The organism is Streptomyces sp. NPDC019937, from assembly GCF_040631655.1.
Classification (GTDB): Bacteria; Actinomycetota; Actinomycetes; order Streptomycetales; family Streptomycetaceae; genus Streptomyces.
In genome coordinates this window covers 77,821-94,508 of the sequence record NZ_JBEYAL010000008.1, presented here as the reverse complement: position 1 = coordinate 94,508, position 16,688 = coordinate 77,821, and the positions used below count along the sequence as shown (strand labels likewise).

Sequence of the window (16,688 nt, the reverse complement as noted above, 5' to 3'; positions counted from 1 at the left end):
CGTCTCAGAGTCTGCGAAGTCCAACGAGCACCCTTTCGAGCAACGCGCGATCCGGCTGTCCGGGGCCCCGCCCGGTGCCGTACACACGGATCTTTCCCTGGTCGGCGAGGTCACTGAGCAGGACGCGCACCACGCCCAGCGGAATCTTGAGCATCGCGGAGACCTCCGCGACCGAACGCATTCTGCGGCACAGCTCGATGATGGCCCGTATCTCCGGCAGCATCCGCGCGCCAGGCGTGTTCGGTGCCGGGTCCAGTGGCCCGTCCACCGGCCCGTCCGCGGGCTCCAGCGACGCCACGAACGTCTCCACCAGCAGCACGTGTCCCGAGCGGGTGCGGCCGCCGGTGAGCGAGTACGGGCGCACCCGGGCCGGTCTGCGAGCGGCCCGGCCGGACCCTGCCGTCACTGCGCCGACTCCAGCGACCTCCGTAGTTCCGAACGCAGTTCGGGGGTGAGCACATGCCCGGCCCGGCCCACGAACAGCGCCATGTGGTACGCGACGACGGACATGTCGCAGTCCGGCGTGGCGTGCACCCCCAGCAGCGAACCGTCGCTGATCGACATGACGAAGAGACTGCCCTCGTCCATCGCCACCACCGTCTGCTTGACGCCGCCGCCGTCCATCAGCTTCGCCGCGCCGAGCGTCAGGCTGCCCAGCCCCGACACGATCGTCGCGAGGTCCGCGGTGGAGCCCTTCGGGCCGTCCTGGGTCGCCGGGCCCGCGGGGGCGGCGGTGTGCCGCGCGTCGGAGGACAGCAGCATCAGCCCGTCGGACGAGACGACCGCCACCGAGCGGACGCCGGGCACCTCCTCGACCAGGCTCGACAGCAGCCAGTGCAGATTACGGGCCTGGGAACTCAACCCGTAGGTACTACTGGGCGCATTCACCCGCGTGCCTCCTCAACCGTGCCGCCCCCGTCCTGCGCCCCCGTTTGCGCCGTGCCGCGCTGCCCGTCCGTTCCCCTCTGCCCGTCCGTGCCGCGCTGTCCGGCCGTACCCCGTGCGGCGGCCTCGGCCTCCGCGTCCCGGCGGCCGTCCCGCGCACCGCGCTGAAACCCGCCCAGCCTACGCCGCAATTCCTCCGCGTTCACCGACCCCGTGCGCTCCTGCGGGTCGGGGTCGCGGCGGGCCACGTTCCGCGGTGTCCGCTTGGGAAGTCCCTTGCCCGTGCGGGGCAGTTGGCCGGTCGCCTCCGGGGCGTGGGAGTGCTCGTCGGGGCCGATGGCGTACGGGTCGCGGGGCTGATCCCGCGGCTCCGTCGGCTCCGGCTCCTCCCGCCGCTCCGGCCGCGGCCCGGCGGGGCCGGCCGGGCCCCAGGCGTCCGCGCCCGCGGGCCGCACGGCGCGGCTGTCGAACGGCTGCTCACCGCCCGGCACGGTCAGCTCCATCGTGCGCTCGACGACGGGGTCGGCGGGGTCGGCCGGTTCGTCGGCCCTGGACGCCTTCGGGGTGCGCTTCGGCAGTACCGGCAGCTCCTCCCCCGCGTCGGGGGCCGGATGCCCGCGCGGCGGCGTGGGCTCCATGAGGTATGGGTCCTCGTCCTCGGCGCCCGCCCAGGCCTCGCCGGGGGCCGCCCACGACACCGCCTCGGGGCCCGCGTCCACGCCCGTGGCGGACGGCTCGCCGGGGGCCGGCTCCGGCTCGGGCTCTCGCTCCGTACGGTCCGTACGCTCCGCGTCGCCGACGTCCGCCGCGGCGGCCGCCGCACGGCGCTGGCCCGGTACGGCCGGTGCGGGCGCGCCCTCCGCCTCGGCGGCCGGGGCGGGGACGGACGGGCGGCCGTGGGACGGGAGGGTGTTGCCGTTCGCCTCGGCCGCGGCGCCCGGGAAGGCGGGCAGGCCGGCGCCGCCGGGCGCGCCGCCCGCGGCGGCGGGCGGGGCGGGCGGGAGTCCGGCGCCGGGCGGGCCCGCCGGGAGGATCTTGACGGGCAGGACGACGATGGCGGCCACCCCGCCCGGCTGCTGCTCGCGCAGCGACACCCGTACGCCGTGCCGTGCGGCGAGCCGGGTCACCACGTACAGGCCGAGCCCCAGCGGATCGTCCGGCTGCGGGCCCTGGCAGTACTCGGGGACCGGGTCGGCGAGCCGTTCGTTCAGCTCCGTGAGCCGCTCGGGCGTCATGCCGATGCCCTCGTCCTGGACGGAGAGCATGACCTCACCGCTCTCCAGCAGCCAGCCGGAGACCTGCACCGCCGCGTCCGGCGGCGAGAAGGTCGTGGCGTTCTCCAGCAGTTCGGCGATCAGGTGGCTGATGCTGTCCGCGGCGAACCCGGCGACCTGGGCGTGCGGCGGCAGCGACTGGATGTGCACCCGGTCGTACCGCTCGACCTCGCTGATCGAGGCGCGCAGCACGTCCAGCAGCGGCACCGGGCCCGGGTGGTTCGCCTGGTGCTCGGAACCCGCGACGATCAGCAGGTTCTCGCCGTAGCGGCGCATGCCGGTGGCGAGGTGGTCGAGCTGGAAGAGCGTTTCGAGGCGGTCGGGGTCCTGCTCCCGCTCCTCCATGGACTCGATGATCGCCAGCTGGCGTTCGATCAGCCCGAGGCTGCGCAGCGCCAGGTTGACGAAGCTGCTGTGGACCCGGGCGCGCAGCCCCTCCAGCCGGGTGGCGACCGCGTCCCGTTCGGCGCGCAGCCCGGCCGCCTCGTCCGCGAGCCGCTGCCGCTCGCCGATCAGCCGGGTGCGGTCGCCGTCGAGCCGGGTCAGCCGCTCGTGGTGGCGCAGCGCGGCCTGGTGGAGTTCGTTGACGGCCCGTACGGCGTCGGCGAACTCGTCGTCGCGGCCCTTGTAGGCGATCGGTTCCTGGGCGGCCGGGTCGGCGGCGACCCGGCGGGCGCCGCGCCGCAGCGCGGCCAGCGGGCGGGTCATCGAGCGGGCGCTGTGGATGCTGGTGCCGAGGGCGAGCAGCAGACAGGCACCGGCCAGGGCGATGCTGACTTCGAGGGCGGTGACGTCGTCGTCGCGCAGCTGTCCGAGCCGGGTGATCTCGGTGGAGGCGAGCGCGGACTCGGCCCCGCGCATCCGGTCGATGCGGGCGGTCAGGGCCGCTTCGAGGCGGCTCTTGTCGATGAACAGCTCCTGCCCGGAGAGCTGGGGCTGATCGGTGAGCCGGTCGAGGTAGCGCTCGGCGGTGGTGACCTCGGTGCCGTTGACGGTGCGGTCGTAGGCGTCGCGCGCGGAGGCCGGGGCGAGCTGGTGGAAGTCGGCGAGCGCGGACTGCTCGCGCACCCGGGTGCGCTGGGCGGCCGCGGTCAGCGGGGCCCGGTCGCCGCGGTCGGCGAGCGCGGCGAGCAGCAGCCCGCGGGTGGCGGACGCCTCCTCCACGGCGCGGCCGAGCGGGGCCAGCGCGGGGGCGGGGCCGGTGTCGGCGTCGGCCGGGAGCTTGCGGGCGAGGGTGTCGGCGACCCGGTTCAGCGCCTGGACGGCCTCGGTGTACGCGTCGAAGACGTCGAGGGACGAGCCCTTGCCGGTCAGGGCCTGCTGACGGATCTCGGGGAGGGTGCTCAAGCGCGCGGCGAGGGCGGCCGGGACCTCTCCGCGCACCTCGGCGACCTGCCGGTCGACGCGGGCGCGCTGGTCCTCGGAGACGCCGCCGCCGGCGGTGGTGGTTCGGCCCGCGGCGACGAAGGCGGTCATGGCGTCGCGTTCGTCGGCGAGGGAGTGCGCGAGGGCCACCGTGCCCCGGTTGGCCTCGGCGAGGTCGACCAGCTTCTGGGCCTCGGTGGCGTCGTCGAGGGCGCTGAGGACGGCGGGGGCACCGGCGGCGAGGACGGCGATGGAGACGAGGGCGACGGACGCGGTCAGCCGGTTGCGGACGCGCGCGGGGCGCCCCCGGGGCGGCTGCGGGGCCGGGGCCGCGGGCGGGGCGCCCACGGCTAAGGAGGCCCCGGCTGCCGGAGGGGGTCCTGCCGCCGGGGGGAGCCCGCCGGTCAGCTGCTCGTGCCCCTGCTCACGCTGATCGCGAGGCTCGCTGATGTGCTCGTGCTCGGTGCCCCGAAGCCGCTTCTTCCGCACCGGTGCTCACCATCTTTTCTCGCCCGACCGCTGTGGTTCCAGACCGCTGTGGTGCCAGAGGTGACGACACATCAACTCCTGCGTTTCCCCACCTCTGGCGGGGATTCCGACCCTTCCAGGGACGGCTCCGGGGCGGGTGCGCATCACCCACCCGGCCCACCCGAACGAGTGAACCGCATTGCGTAGTTGAGCACCAACTTTCGTCACGGACCATACCCGGCGGTCGATTTTCCCGGGCTGGAAAACGCTTGCCCGTCCTGGCAGGATGCGCATCCCCCTGCCCACCTTCCCGCGTGCCCCGTGGACCGCGCCCCGGAGCGGGAGCGACCTGCGGCCGTCCGGCAGACTGACCGCATGCGCATCGAACTCGCGACCGCCCCCGGCGATCCGCGGCGCCCCAACGAGGACTACGCCTCCGTGGCCCTGCCCGCGTCCGGGCACGGCGGCGCGCTCGTCCTGCTGGACGGGGTGACGCCGCCCGAGGGTGACGCCGGATGCGCCCACGGCGTGCCCTGGTACACCGCCCGGCTCGGTGGCGCACTGCTCGAACTGGCGGGTTCGCGGTGGGACACGGCCCTGGCCGACTGCCTCGCGTACGCGATCGCGCGTACCGCCGAGGCACATCGTTCAACTTGTGACCTTTCTCACCCCCTCACCCCGCAGGCGACCGCGGTCGCGGCGCGCTGGGACGCGGACCGGGTCGAGTACCTGGTGCTCTCCGACTCCGCCCTGCTCATCGAGCGGACCGGGGGCGGGGTGACGGCCGTGCTCGACGACCGCATCGACCGGCTGCGCGCCGAGGGGCGGCGGGTCGCCCCGCTGCGCAACGTCGAGGGCGGCTTCTTCACCGCCGCGGCCGATCCGGCCGTCGCCGCCAAGGCGGTCACCGGCAGCCTGCCGCGTACGGAGGTACGGGCGCTGGCGGCCCTCACCGACGGGGCGTCGCGCTGGGTCGAGGTGTTCCGCGAGGGCGACTGGGCCGCCTGCCTCGGGCTGCTGCGAAAGGAGGGGCCGCAGGAGCTGATCGACCGGGTGCGGGCGGCGGAGCGCGCCGACCCGGACCGGACGGCCTTCCCACGCGGCAAGGCCCACGACGACGCGGCGGCCGTCCTCGTCGAGCCGTAGCCGGAAGCCGGAAGCCGGAAGCCGCAGCCGGAGCCGTCGAACCGCGCGGGCTGACACCGGCCCATCCGGGGGCCGGGTACCGCAGTCGCCACGTCCACGTCGCCGGATCGGCGCGGCTCGCCGATCCTGACGTACATGAGCGCCCTACTGGTCCCGCTCCGCGCGGGTCGTCTGCCCGGGCTCGTCGGCTTCCTGCGTACTGTTCAGCCGGTGCAGCAGCCGCGCGAGTTCGGCGACCTCGCTGCGCTCCCAGGCGGCGAGCCGACGGGCGTACCGCGCGCGCCGCGCGATCCGGACCCGCCGGAAGCGGGCCCGGCCCTCGTCCGTCAGCTGCACCAGGAAGGCCCGGCCGTCCGCCGGGTCGGGCGCGCGGGTCACCAGCCCGAGCCCTTCCAGGGCGCGCAGCTGACGGCTCATCGTCGCCTTGCCCACACCGATGTAGGCCGCGAGGTCCGTCGCACGCTGCTCCCCCGCGTCCTCCAGGCGCATCAGCAGCCCGTACGCGGCGGATTCCAGGTCGGGGTGGACCTCGCGGGCCAATTCGCCCGAGGAGGCGCGGGCGCGGCGGAGGAAGACCGCCAATTCCCGCTCCAGCGCCAGGAACGCGTGGTCCACACCAATTCCGCCCACGGTGCCGCCCTCACCCTCCTCGGGGGGCGTTGCCCCGTTGTTGTGCACGTCAGAGCCCTCTCCGGGTTTTCACATCGTGAAAGTTTCTTGCACGCACGGCTGTTACCGCAGCTCCATCAGTATTTCGCAGGATTAGACCAACGGCAGCCCGCTCCAGCCCTTCCCCCTCGCTATCTACGCCCGTAGCGTCATTCGTGACATGGCCATTCCAATATCACCCCCCACCGCAGGTCTTCCCCGCTCCCCCCACCGAGGCTTCGGAGGCACGCCATGCCTGTGCACAGACCCGGCCCCACCCGGCGCACCCCCAGCGCGCTGATCGGCCTGCTCGCCGCCCTCCTCACCACTCTCCTCACCGCGACCCTCGCCCTGTCCGGTCCCGCGTTCGCCGACGACGACCCGGCCGTGGACGGCGGTACGAAGGCCATCCCCCACCCCGAGGACGACTGGGCGGGCTCACAGATCCTCAAGCACGAGGGCGGCTCCACGACCGGCGAACCGCCGTCCGATCTGCTCGCCACCGTAGAAGGCGTGGACGTCAGCAGCCACCAGGGCAATGTCGCCTGGTCGACCCTCTGGAGCAGCGGGGTCAAGTTCGCCTACGTCAAGGCGACCGAGGGCACCAGCTATACCAACCCGTACTTCGCCCAGCAGTACAACGGCTCGTACGACGTCGGCATGATCCGTGGCGCGTACCACTTCGCCCTGCCGGACAACTCCTCCGGCGCCGCCCAGGCCGACTACTTCGTCGACCACGGCGGCGGCTGGTCCAAGGACGGCAAGACGCTGCCGGGCGCGCTGGACATGGAGTACAACCCCTACGGCGCCACCTGCTACGGCAAGAGCGCCAGCGCGATGGTCAGCTGGATCAAGGACTTCACCAGCACCTACAAGGCGCGCACCGGCCGCGACCCGGTCATCTACACCTCCACCAGCTGGTGGACGAGCTGCACCGGCAACTCCAGCGCCTTCGGCGCCGTCAACCCGCTGTGGATCCCGCGCTACGGCTCCTCCGTCGGTGAGCTGCCGGCGGGCTGGGACTTCCACACCATCTGGCAGTACACCTCCTCCGGCCCGACGGTCGGCGACCACAACCTGTTCAACGGCGCGCTGGACCGGCTGAAGGCGCTCGCCAACGGCTGAGCCGCCGCTTTGCCCCGCGGTGCCCCTTCGCCCTCCAGTGCACGGACCGGTCTGTCTGTACGCTGGAGGGCACCGGCACCACCCGAGGAGCATGACCATGAGCGGCACCCGGCCCTCCGCCCGCGAGCGGATCCTGTCCACCGCGACCGAGCTGTTCGACGCCCACGGCGCACGGGGTGTCGGGGTGGACCGGATCATCGCCGAGTCGGGCGTGGCCAAGGCGACGCTGTACTCCCACTTCCGCTGCAAGGACGAACTCGTCCAGGCCTATCTGCGCGCGACGGACACCCACTGGCGCGGGGCCCTGACCGAGGCCGCCGAGGCGGCCGGGCCCGATCCGCGCGACCAGCTCACCGGCCTCTTCGACGCGCTGGTCGCGGCGACCGTACGGGACGGCTTCCGCGGCTGCGCGTTCGTCAGGACCGGGAGCGAGTCGGAGCCGGGCACCGACACCCACGCCGCGACGACCGAGCACAAGCAGGCCGTACGAGCCTGGCTGACCGAGCTGGCCCGGGCGGCCGGGGCCGCCGACCCCGCGCGGCTCGCCCTCCAGATCTCGCTCCTCGTCGACGGGGCGATGGCCGCGGCGGCGCTGGAGCCCCGGCCGGAGTTCGCGGAGGCGGCCCGGGAAGCCGCGGGGGCGCTGGTCGCCCAGGCGTGCCCGGCGCGGGTGTAGCACCCCGGATGCGAGAGAAGGGCCCGGCCGCGCGCGAGGCGGCCGGGCCCTTGCCGTACGTCTGTTACGCGAGGGCGAGGTCACGCTCCCGCGGCACCCCGGACGCCAGCAGCGCGCGGTAGCGCTCCTGGTGCGCGGCGAGCGCCGCGTCGTCCAGCCCGTGCGTGCCGTGGACGACGAACGGCTCCTCGTACGCCATGCCGGAGATGTTCGCGGTCGCGTCGAAGGGCTTGAGCAGCTCGGTGACCGTGAAGCGGTTGAACCCGTCGGGCCGGTACAGCTCCTCCGCACCGCCCACCGTGGTGGCGACGAGCAGCGCCTTGCCGCGCAGCGAGGTGCCGTTCGAGCCGTACGCGAAGCCGTGCAGGAGCACCTCGTCCAGCCACTTCTTCAGCAGCGGCGGCGCCGAGTACCAGTAGAAGGGGAACTGGAGCACGATCCGGTCGTGCTCGAGCAGCAGCCGCTGCTCCCGCTCGACGTCGATGACCAGGTCCGGGTAGGTGGCGTACAGGTCGTGCAGCGTCACACCGTCCACCGGCCGGGCGGCCTCGGCGAGGGCGGCGTTGACACGGGAGGCGGCGAGGTCGGGATGGGCGAGGACGACGAGGGTGGGCACGGCTTTCCTCCGCGAGGCGACACATGGGGCGGCATGCGAGGCATGCGAACAGACAGGTCTGTCTGATTCGGCGCCCACGCTACCAGACAGACCTGTCTGGTAGCCAAGGGTGTTCTCAGTCGCGGGGGAACTCGTCGGTCTTGAGCGTCAGCCCCACGACGGTGTCGGTCAGATCGAGTTCCCTGCCGAAGGACGCGGACAACTCGGTGAGGTACTCGCCGTCCTTGGGCTCGGTGAAGACGTGGCACCTGCCGATGTAGGCGTCGACGATCAGGTAGACGGGCACCTCGGCCGCCGCGTAGGCCAGCTTCTTCGGTCCGTAGTCGTTCGCGGCCGTGTCCTTGGAGATCACCTCGGCGACGAATTCGACGTCCTCGTGCCGCCAGCCGCCCTGGGGGGACATCTCGGCGCCATCCGCGATCTTGACGACGTCGGGAGCGAAGCCGTTCCCCTCTCCGGGGAAGTCGATCCGCACGTCCGACAGCACGTTCACATCCACGCCGAAACGGTCTTCAATAGCCCGCACGATGCGACGGATGATGCGCCAGTGCACAGTGCGTTGTGGTGACATGAAGACGGCCCCTTCGACGACCTCGACCTTGTAGCCCTCGGGGACGTGGCTCCGCTCCAACCAGTCGAACAGCTCGTCCAGGCTGAGTTCGTCGCTGTCGGCCATCTCGATCCTGTCAATCGGCATGACGGTCACTGTGCCGCTCCTCCCCGCCGCACACCGAAACCCGTGCGACCGGTTAGTCCAACGATACGCACGGCCGACAGGTCACGCGTGGCCCGGAACCCCGTTCGACACGGGGTCCCGGGCCACGGTCACCGGCGGCGTCCGTCACGCCGCCACCGGGACCTCCGGGGCGCTCGCCGAGGCGGGCTGGAGGGCCAGATCCAGGACCTGGCGGACGTCCGAGACGGGGTGGACGTCGAGCTTCTCCAGGACCTCGGCCGGCACGTCGTCCAGATCCGGCTCGTTCCGCTTGGGGATGATCACGGTGGTCACCCCGGCCCGGTGCGCCGCCAGCAGCTTCTGCTTGACGCCGCCGATCGGCAGCACCCGCCCGGTCAGCGAGACCTCGCCCGTCATCGCCACGTCCGGCCGCACCTGGCGGCCCGACAGCAGCGAGGCCAGGGCGGTGGTCATGGTGATGCCCGCGCTCGGTCCGTCCTTGGGCACCGCGCCGGCCGGTACGTGGAGGTGGATGCCGCGCTCCTTCAGGTCACCGACCGGCAGCTCCAGCTCCGCGCCGTGGGAGCGCAGGAAGGACAGGGCGATCTGGGCGGACTCCTTCATGACGTCGCCCAGCTGGCCGGTGAGGGTCAGCCCCGCGCCGCCCGTCTCGGCGTCCGCGAGCGACGCCTCCACGTACAGCACGTCGCCGCCCGCGCCCGTCACCGCGAGCCCGGTCGCCACTCCGGGGACGGCGGTGCGGCGCTCGGCCGGATCCTGCGCGGACTCCGGGGTGTGGTGGGGCCGCCCGATCAGCGGACGCAGCTCCTCCACGCCGACCTCGAACGGCAGCTCGCGCGTCCCCAGCTCGTGCTGGGCCGCGACCTTGCGCAGCAGCCGCGCGATGGAGCGCTCCAGGGTCCGTACGCCCGCCTCCCGGGTGTACTCCCCGGCGAGCTTGCGCAGCGCCTCGTCCGTCACCGCGACCTCGCCCGGCTCCAGACCGGAGCGCTCCAGCTGACGGGGCAGCAGGTGGTCGCGGGCGATGGTGACCTTCTCGTCCTCGGTGTACCCGTCCAGGCGCACCAGCTCCATGCGGTCCAGCAGCGCCTCGGGGATGGCCTCCAGGACGTTGGCCGTGGCCAGGAAGACCACGTCGGACAGGTCGAGTTCGACCTCCAGGTAGTGGTCCCGGAAGGTGTGGTTCTGCGCCGGGTCCAGGACCTCCAGCAGGGCCGCGGCCGGGTCGCCGCGGTAGTCGGAGCCGACCTTGTCGACCTCGTCCAGGAGGACCACCGGGTTCATCGAGCCGGCCTCCTTGATGGCCCGTACGACCCGGCCGGGCAGCGCGCCCACGTACGTACGCCGGTGGCCGCGGATCTCCGCCTCGTCGCGGACGCCGCCCAGCGCGACCCGGACGAACTTCCGCCCCATCGCGCGGGCCACGCTCTCGCCCAGGCTGGTCTTTCCGACGCCGGGCGGGCCGACGAGCGCCAGCACGGCCCCGCCGCGCCGGCCGCCCACGATCCCGAGGCCGCGGTCGGTGCGGCGCTTGCGCACCGCCAGGTACTCGGTGATCCGCTCCTTCACGTCCTCCAGACCCGCGTGGTCGGCGTCGAGCACCGCCTTGGCGCCCTGGATGTCGTACGCGTCCTCGGTGCGCTCGTTCCACGGCAGCTCCAGGACGGTGTCCAGCCAGGTGCGGATCCAGCTGCCCTCGGGGCTCTGGTCGCTGGCCCGCTCCAGCTTGTCGACCTCCTTCAGCGCCGCCTCGCGCACCTTCTCGGGCAGCTCGGCGGCCTCGACCCGGGCCCGGTAGTCATCGGACTCGTCCTCGGGATCGCCGTTCAGCTCGGCCAGCTCCTTGCGCACGGCCTCCAGCTGCCGCCGCAGCAGGAACTCCCGCTGCTGCTTGTCCACACCCTCCTGGACGTCCTTGGCGATCGACTCCGCCACGTCCTGCTCGGCGAGGTGGTCGCTCAGCCAGGTGACGGCCAGCTTCAGCCGGGCCACCGGGTCGGTGGTCTCCAGCAGCTCCACCCGCTGGGCGACGCTGAGGAAGGGCGAGTAACCGGAGTTGTCGGCGAGCTGCGAGACATCGTCGATCTGCTGCACCCGGTCCACGACCTGCCAGGCGCCGCGCTTGCGCAGCCAGCTGGTGGCCAGCGCCTTGTACTCCTTCATCAGCTCGGTGACGGCACCGGGCAGCGGATCGGGCACGATCTCCTCGACCGTGGTGCCCTCGATCCACAGCGCGGCCCCGGGCCCGGTCGTCCCGGCCCCGACCCGCACGCGCCGCACCCCACGGATGAGCGCCCCGGGATCACCATCGGACAACCGGCCCACCTGCTCGACGGTGCCGAGCGTGCCGATGCCCGCGTACGTGCCGTCGACACGCGGCACCAGCAGCACCCGTGGTTTCCCGCCATCGGACCGCGCGGCGGCCTGCGCGGCCTCCACCGCGGCCCGTACATCGTTATCGGAAAGGTCCAGCGGCACCACCATGCCGGGCAGCACGACCTCGTCATCGAGAGGCAACACGGGCAGGGTGAGCGGTGTGGACAGCGAAGCCATGATCTCCCCTTCGGCAGGCAAGTTGAGCTATGCAGACTCAATGCCTGTGAGCCCCCAGGTGTTCCCGACCCGGTGTTCGCTGTGAGCGATCACGGACTCCGGCTGCCGTGAACCGCCGAAGCGCTCCCGGGCGATAGAGGGAGCGTGAGACCGTTACGCCCCCTGGGGGCCGACCCAAGCGACGCGGAACTCCTGCGCGCGGTCGCGCGAGGCGACACCGACGCGCTCGCCACGCTGTACGACCGGCACGGCGGCTGGCTGCACGCCCGGCTCACCCGGCGCTGCGCCGACCCCGAGACCGTGCAGGAAGTCCTCCAGGACACCTTCGTCACCGTCTGGCGGTCCGCCGCCTCGCACAGCGGCGGCGAGGCGGGCGGCTGGCTGTGGACCATCGCGGCCCGGCGCCTCGTCGACGCCCGGCGCACCGCCGCCCGCACCGCCGAGGCGCGGTCCGCGCACGCCCACCACGACCCCGCCGCGGCGCGTGCGACCACGCCCTCGGCGGAGGACCGGGTGCTCGACGCGCTGGAGTACGGCACCGTCGGCGCCGCCCTGGACCGGCTCTCCCCCGAACTGCGCGCCGTCCTGCGCGCCACGGTGGTGGACGGGCTCACCACGCGCGAGGCCGCGCAGCTCCTCGGCATCCCCGAGGGCACCGTCAAGTCCCGGGCCCGGCGCGCCCGCCGCGAGCTGCGCTCCCTGCTCGCCCAGCTGTCCCCGCTCCCCACGCCGCACCCGCTGGGAGGCACCCCATGACCCATGCCTGGCACGTCACCGCCACCCAGGCCGCGTCGTACGCCGACGGCTCGCTGCCGGAACTCGACGCCTGGTCGGTCGACAAGCACCTGGAGGCGTGCACACCCTGTGCCGCCCGCGTCTCGGCCGCTGCGCGTGGCGGCACGGCGGCACCCGCCCTGGCGGCCGTACGGACCGCTCTGCTGGCCACCGCGACGGCACCGGACGGGGTGCCTCCCGTCCACCCGCCGCCCCCACGCCCCCTCCGGCCGACGGGGCGGGCCCGGCTCGCCTGGGCCGCGGGCCCCGCCCTTCGGGGGCCCTGGCTGGTCTCGCTGCTGGTCATGGCCGTCGGAGCGGTGTGTGCCGCCCGGGTCACCGGGGCCGGCGGGGTACGGCCGCTCCTGCTGCTGCTCGCACCCGTCCTGCCGTCTCTCGGCGTCGCCGTGTCGTACGGGCGGCACGCCGACCCGATGCACGAAATCGTCGTCTCCACACCGTCCGGCGGGCTGCGGCTGCTGCTGACCCGTACGGCAGCCGTGCTGGCGGTGTCCGTACCGCTGCTCACCCTCGCCGGACTGCTGCTGCCCGACGGCTCCGGGGGCCCCGGGGCCGCGGCCTGGCTGCTGCCGGGGCTCGCGCTCACGCTCGCCGCGCTCGCCCTGGGCTCGTACGTCGGCTGCCGCGCCGCCACCGGGACGGTCTCCGCGGGCTGGCTGCTCGCCATCGGCGCACCGGCGGCCGCGGAGCCCGGCGGCCCACCGGGGTCCCTGCCCAGCGGCGCCCTGGCCGACTCCCTCGCCACCGTGCTGTCCGGCCCCGCCGCACAGGGCTGCTGGGCCGCCGCCGCGGCCGGGTGCGCCGGGCTGCTGGTGCTGCGCCGCACCTCCTACGACCGCTTGGAGCGCTCATGACGACCACCGTGTCCGTCGGCGGGCTGACGGTCCGGCACCGCCGGACCACCGCCCTCGACGCCGTCGACCTCGACCTCGGCACCGGAGTGCACGGCCTGCTCGGCCCCAACGGCGCGGGCAAGACCTCCCTGATCCGCGTCCTGGCGACGGTCGCCGCGCCCACCACGGGCCGGGTGGAACTGCTCGGCCACGATGCCTCCGCGCACGCGGGGCGCACCGCCGTGCGGCGCCGGCTCGGCTATCTGCCGCAGGAGTTCGGCCACTACCCGGGCTTCACGGTGCGCGACTTCGTCGGGTACGTGGCCTGGCTGAAGGAGATGTCCGGCGCGGCCGCCGCGACGGCCGTGGAGCGGGCCGTCGCCCGCGTCGGGCTCGCCGACCGCATCGACACCAAGGTGCGCCGCCTGTCCGGCGGCATGGTCCGGCGCGTCGGCATCGCCCAGGCCATCGTCAACGAACCGGACGTGCTGCTGCTCGACGAGCCCACGGCCGGTCTCGACCCCGAGCAGCGGGTGGACTTCCGGGCCCTGCTGCGGGAGCTGGGCACCACCTCCACGGTGATCGTCTCCACCCATCTGGTGGAGGACGTCGCCGCCGCGTGTACCGAGGTGACGCTGCTGGAGTCCGGCCGGGTGGCCTACCGCGGCACCCCGTCCGCGCTGGCGGAGCTGGGCGAGGCGGCGGAGGCGGCGGACGTCGGCGGCAACCCGATCGAGCGCGGCTACGCCACGGTCCTGCGGCGTCACCGCGCCGGGGACGGGGCCGGAGCGGCGACGGGGCTGTCCCGATGAGCGGCCGGCACTTCCGCAATCCGCTGCGGGCCGAACTCACCCGCTGGTCCGGGCCCGTGGTGGGGGCGACGGTGCTGGTCACGCTGCTGGTCGCCATGGACGACAAGGCGGACCTCTGGCTCACCACCTGGATGTCCACCGCCGACCACCTGCGCACGGCCGGGCTGCTGCTCGGTGGTCCCCTGACTGCCGCCGCCGCGTGCTGGCAGGGCGGGCGGGAGCGGCGGCGGGGCACTACGGACCTGCTCGCCACCATGCCCCGTACGCCCCTGCGCCGGGCGCTGGTCGCCGCGGCACCGACCATCCTGTGGCCGGTCGCCGGGTATCTGCTCACCACGGCCGTCTGCCTGGTCGCGACCTGGCGGTACGCGAGCTACGGCCACCCCTGGCCGTCCCTGATCGCGGCGGACGCCACAGCGCTCGGGGCCCTCGGGGTGCTCGGCTTCCTCGCGGGCCGCGTCGTACCGTGGCGGCTCGCTCCGCCCGTGGTGGCCGTGGGCACGTATCTCGTCCTGGGGCTGCCTGGGTACTCCGAATCGGCTGTCACCTGGCTGTCCCCCGTCCTGGCAGACTCCTTCTTCGGGGACCGCCCGCTGTGGTGGTGCGCCCCGGTCTCCATGATGTGGACGGCCGGGCTGGCGGGCGCGGCCCTGCTGGCGTACGCCGCCCGCCGCCGCGTCACCGCGCTCGTGCCGCTCGTGGCCGCCGCCACCGCCGCGGCGCTGCTGACACAGCTGGGCACCGACGGCCCCTGGCGGCCCGACCCGGCTGCCTCGGCGCTCGTGTGCGACGACGGAACACCCCAGGTGTGCGCGTCGCGGGTGCACACCCGGATGCTGCCCGGCGCGTCGGCGGCGCTGGCGGGCCTGTCGGCGAAGCTGCGGGGCGTGCCGAACGCACCCGCCCGCGTCGTGGAGAAAGACACCTCGGCCGCCCGCGATACCGACGCGCCGGTGTCCGGCTGGGACACCTACTTCCGGCTCAACCGGATCACCGAACCGGAGCTGTTCGCGCACAACGCGGCCGCGGCCACGGCGGCTCCCGTCTCCTGTCCGGCCCCCGGCCCTCACACCCCGGCCGACGACATCAGCACGGCCGTCGCCGACTGGCTGGCGCCGATGCCGGTGTGGGACGACCCGCTCCCGGGGCCGCCGCCCCCACCGCTCTACGCCCGCACCCTCACCAGGCTGCGGACCATGACCGAGCCGGAACGCACCCGCTGGCTCGGCGGCTACCTCGCCGACGCCCGCTCCTGTCACCTGGAGCGGGTGACGGCCCCATGAGCGTGCTGCTCTACGCACGGTCGCGGGCCCTGCCGCTGACCGCCGCGTCCCTGGTCATGGCCGCCGTGGCGACCGCCTGGTGCGCCGACTGGCTGATGGCTCGACCCGCGTTCGGCGCGGGGGCGCGGCTACCGGTCGTCGTCCTCGCGCCGCTGCTCGCCTCGGCGGCGATCGGGACGAGCCTGTACGCCCACTCCGAGGAGCTGGACCGCACCGCCGTGCACCCCTGGTGGCCCCGCCGCCTGTGCCATCTTCTGCTGCTCACGGCGCTGGCGGCGGCACTGCTCGCGGCGGGGGTGCGGGGCCACCCGGAGCGGTTCGGCGCGCCCGCGATGGTCCGCAACACCGTGGCCGCGACGGGGGTGACGGCCCTCGCCGCCGCCCTGCTCGGCGCGCGGCTGAGCTGGCTGCCGGTGCTGGCGCACACCAGCGCGGTCTATCTGACGGCGGGACGCGCGCCGGACGGCCGGCGGGCGGTCTGGGCCTGGTCGGTGCAGCCGGGTCCGGAGCGGGCGGCGTGGTGGACGGCGGGCGTGTTGTTCGCCGTGGGCACGGTCGTCTACGCGGTGCGGGGCGCCCGCCCGGAGGGTCCGGCTCCGCGCCGCTGAGCCATCCGGCGGACGTACGGCCCGCAGGCGGTGCCGGTGAGCAGGGCCAGGGCGTGGCCCCAGTCCGTGAGGGGGTCGAAGTACAGCAGGCTCCCGGCGGTCAGGGCCGCGCCGATGCCGCCGATCAGGGCCCAGCGCTGCCGGGGCGGGAGCAGGCCGGCGAGGGCGCCGGCGCAGGCGATCAGGCCGTAGCTGACGCCGTAGTCGAGGCGGCGCAGCGAGCTGTCGGGGAGGTGGCCGATGGCGACGGACGCGGCGACCGGGATCTCGGTGAGCAGCGTCGCGAGGACGTGGCCGAGCACGAAGACGCCGGCGGTGCGCAGTCCGCCGACGCGGTGTTCGAGCGCGGACAGCACGAGGAGGAGGGCGACGAGATACGGCGAGGTGATGCCGCCCACCACCCACAGCGCGCTGGCCAGCAGGGTGAGCAGGGGCCGCTGGGAGAGGTTGGAGACGTCGGTGCTGGAGCCGGTGAGCAGGTCGTGGACGGTGTGGGGGTCGCCGAGGTGGGTGTAGAGGCCGGTGCCGAGGAGGATCAGGGAGTAGCAGAGGGCGAACGGGGTCCCGGTGGGGGTGGGCAGGAGGTCCCGGAGCCGGGGCCGCCACCAGGGGGCGCGGCGGGGCCCGTGGTCCGGTATCCGGGGGGTGGCGGCGTCCGGGGCGACCGGGCCCGGCCCCGCTGGGCGGGGCGCCCCCGCGACCGGTCCCGCCCCGGCCGGGCGGGCGGGGCGGGGTACCGGGCGGCCCGGGCCGTGGCGGGGGGACGTCACGTCTGCGGGCGCCCCGGTCCGTTCCACCGATGTCGTCACCACGGGCTCCTTCCTCGCCGCCGGCCGCTCCCGGCCGTATGCCGCGTATGTCCGCGCAGACGTCTCAACAATCATCGGTCCGTGAGTCATCTCAC

Annotated in this window: 16 protein-coding genes; 8 read left to right on the top strand and 8 right to left on the bottom strand. The window is 74.2% G+C overall.

Annotation, left to right across the window (positions count from 1 at the left end; genetic code table 11):
- Positions 1-4: 4 nt before the first annotated feature.
- From ABZ562_RS10110 to ABZ562_RS10100, 3 genes are read right to left on the bottom strand one after another with little or no spacing between them, the layout of a single operon-like run.
- Entirely contained in the window at positions 5-406 is a 402-nt protein-coding gene (locus ABZ562_RS10110) for a DUF742 domain-containing protein (RefSeq protein WP_361476190.1), read from the bottom strand.
- Positions 403-888, bottom strand: a complete 486-nt coding sequence (locus ABZ562_RS10105) for a roadblock/LC7 domain-containing protein (protein ID WP_361476188.1) — start codon at positions 886-888, stop codon at positions 403-405. Before ABZ562_RS10105 ends, ABZ562_RS10110 begins: the two co-directional genes overlap by 4 nt.
- The gene (locus ABZ562_RS10100) at positions 885-3,872 is read right to left on the bottom strand and encodes a nitrate- and nitrite sensing domain-containing protein (protein WP_361476186.1); all 2,988 of its coding nucleotides are present in this window, start codon (positions 3,870-3,872) and stop codon (positions 885-887) included. Before ABZ562_RS10100 ends, ABZ562_RS10105 begins: the two co-directional genes overlap by 4 nt.
- A gap of 495 nt (positions 3,873-4,367) precedes the next feature.
- Here ABZ562_RS10100 and ABZ562_RS10095 point away from each other — a divergent pair, with 495 nt between their 5' ends.
- On the top strand, positions 4,368-5,138 hold the full coding sequence (locus ABZ562_RS10095; RefSeq protein ID WP_361476184.1) for a hypothetical protein: 771 nt from the start codon (positions 4,368-4,370) through the stop codon (positions 5,136-5,138).
- Between the two features lie 144 nt (positions 5,139-5,282).
- Here the strand turns inward: ABZ562_RS10095 and ABZ562_RS10090 are convergent, their stop codons facing one another.
- Positions 5,283-5,768 carry a MarR family transcriptional regulator gene (locus tag ABZ562_RS10090; RefSeq protein WP_107097019.1) on the bottom strand — a complete coding sequence of 162 codons (486 nt, stop codon included), beginning with the start codon at positions 5,766-5,768 and terminating at the stop codon, positions 5,283-5,285.
- A gap of 270 nt (positions 5,769-6,038) precedes the next feature.
- Here ABZ562_RS10090 and ABZ562_RS10085 point away from each other — a divergent pair, with 270 nt between their 5' ends.
- On the top strand, positions 6,039-6,911 hold the full coding sequence (locus ABZ562_RS10085; RefSeq protein WP_361476182.1) for a lysozyme: 873 nt from the start codon (positions 6,039-6,041) through the stop codon (positions 6,909-6,911).
- A 97-nt stretch (positions 6,912-7,008) separates the two neighbouring features.
- Positions 7,009-7,587, top strand: coding sequence for a TetR/AcrR family transcriptional regulator (locus ABZ562_RS10080; protein WP_361476180.1), 579 nt, complete (start codon positions 7,009-7,011; stop codon positions 7,585-7,587).
- Positions 7,588-7,651: 64 nt separating this feature from the next.
- Here the strand turns inward: ABZ562_RS10080 and ABZ562_RS10075 are convergent, their stop codons facing one another.
- The 3 genes from ABZ562_RS10075 to lon form a co-directional block, all read right to left on the bottom strand.
- Positions 7,652-8,203 carry an NAD(P)H-dependent oxidoreductase gene (locus ABZ562_RS10075; protein WP_361476178.1) on the bottom strand — a complete coding sequence of 184 codons (552 nt, stop codon included), beginning with the start codon at positions 8,201-8,203 and terminating at the stop codon, positions 7,652-7,654.
- A 115-nt stretch (positions 8,204-8,318) separates the two neighbouring features.
- A complete protein-coding gene (locus ABZ562_RS10070) occupies positions 8,319-8,909 on the bottom strand; it encodes a Uma2 family endonuclease (protein ID WP_361476176.1) in 591 nt (196 codons plus the stop codon).
- A 135-nt stretch (positions 8,910-9,044) separates the two neighbouring features.
- Positions 9,045-11,453, bottom strand: coding sequence for an endopeptidase La (gene lon / locus ABZ562_RS10065; RefSeq protein WP_361476174.1), 2,409 nt, complete (start codon positions 11,451-11,453; stop codon positions 9,045-9,047).
- Positions 11,454-11,597: 144 nt separating this feature from the next.
- On the opposite strand from lon, the gene ABZ562_RS10060 reads away from it, so the two are divergent.
- Genes ABZ562_RS10060 through ABZ562_RS10040 form a run of 5 tightly spaced genes read left to right on the top strand, consistent with a single transcriptional unit; the run spans position 11,598 to position 15,784 of the window.
- Positions 11,598-12,209, top strand: coding sequence for an RNA polymerase sigma factor (locus ABZ562_RS10060; RefSeq protein WP_361476172.1), 612 nt, complete (start codon positions 11,598-11,600; stop codon positions 12,207-12,209).
- Positions 12,206-13,102, top strand: a complete 897-nt coding sequence (locus ABZ562_RS10055) for a zf-HC2 domain-containing protein (protein WP_361476170.1) — start codon at positions 12,206-12,208, stop codon at positions 13,100-13,102. The genes ABZ562_RS10060 and ABZ562_RS10055 overlap by 4 nt, the downstream gene beginning before the upstream one ends.
- Positions 13,099-13,893, top strand: a complete 795-nt coding sequence (locus tag ABZ562_RS10050) for an ATP-binding cassette domain-containing protein (RefSeq protein ID WP_361476168.1) — start codon at positions 13,099-13,101, stop codon at positions 13,891-13,893. The genes ABZ562_RS10055 and ABZ562_RS10050 overlap by 4 nt, the downstream gene beginning before the upstream one ends.
- The gene (locus ABZ562_RS10045; RefSeq protein ID WP_361476166.1) at positions 13,890-15,176 is read left to right on the top strand and encodes a hypothetical protein; all 1,287 of its coding nucleotides are present in this window, start codon (positions 13,890-13,892) and stop codon (positions 15,174-15,176) included. The genes ABZ562_RS10050 and ABZ562_RS10045 overlap by 4 nt, the downstream gene beginning before the upstream one ends.
- On the top strand, positions 15,173-15,784 hold the full coding sequence (locus tag ABZ562_RS10040; RefSeq protein ID WP_361476164.1) for a hypothetical protein: 612 nt from the start codon (positions 15,173-15,175) through the stop codon (positions 15,782-15,784). The genes ABZ562_RS10045 and ABZ562_RS10040 overlap by 4 nt, the downstream gene beginning before the upstream one ends.
- Here the strand turns inward: ABZ562_RS10040 and ABZ562_RS10035 are convergent.
- Entirely contained in the window at positions 15,736-16,593 is an 858-nt protein-coding gene (locus ABZ562_RS10035; RefSeq protein WP_361476162.1) for a rhomboid-like protein, read from the bottom strand. The genes ABZ562_RS10040 and ABZ562_RS10035 overlap by 49 nt on opposite strands.
- Positions 16,594-16,688: the final 95 nt, after the last annotated feature.

Coding starts and splice junctions, on each gene's coding strand:
- ABZ562_RS10095 (WP_361476184.1), top strand. CDS start 4,368: ATGCGCATCGAACTCGCGACCGCCCCCGGCGATCCGCGGCGCCCCAAC.
- ABZ562_RS10085 (WP_361476182.1), top strand. CDS start 6,039: ATGCCTGTGCACAGACCCGGCCCCACCCGGCGCACCCCCAGCGCGCTG.
- ABZ562_RS10080 (WP_361476180.1), top strand. CDS start 7,009: ATGAGCGGCACCCGGCCCTCCGCCCGCGAGCGGATCCTGTCCACCGCG.
- lon (WP_361476174.1), bottom strand. CDS start 11,453: ATGGCTTCGCTGTCCACACCGCTCACCCTGCCCGTGTTGCCTCTCGAT.
- ABZ562_RS10055 (WP_361476170.1), top strand. CDS start 12,206: ATGACCCATGCCTGGCACGTCACCGCCACCCAGGCCGCGTCGTACGCC.
- ABZ562_RS10050 (WP_361476168.1), top strand. CDS start 13,099: ATGACGACCACCGTGTCCGTCGGCGGGCTGACGGTCCGGCACCGCCGG.
- ABZ562_RS10045 (WP_361476166.1), top strand. CDS start 13,890: ATGAGCGGCCGGCACTTCCGCAATCCGCTGCGGGCCGAACTCACCCGC.
- ABZ562_RS10040 (WP_361476164.1), top strand. CDS start 15,173: ATGAGCGTGCTGCTCTACGCACGGTCGCGGGCCCTGCCGCTGACCGCC.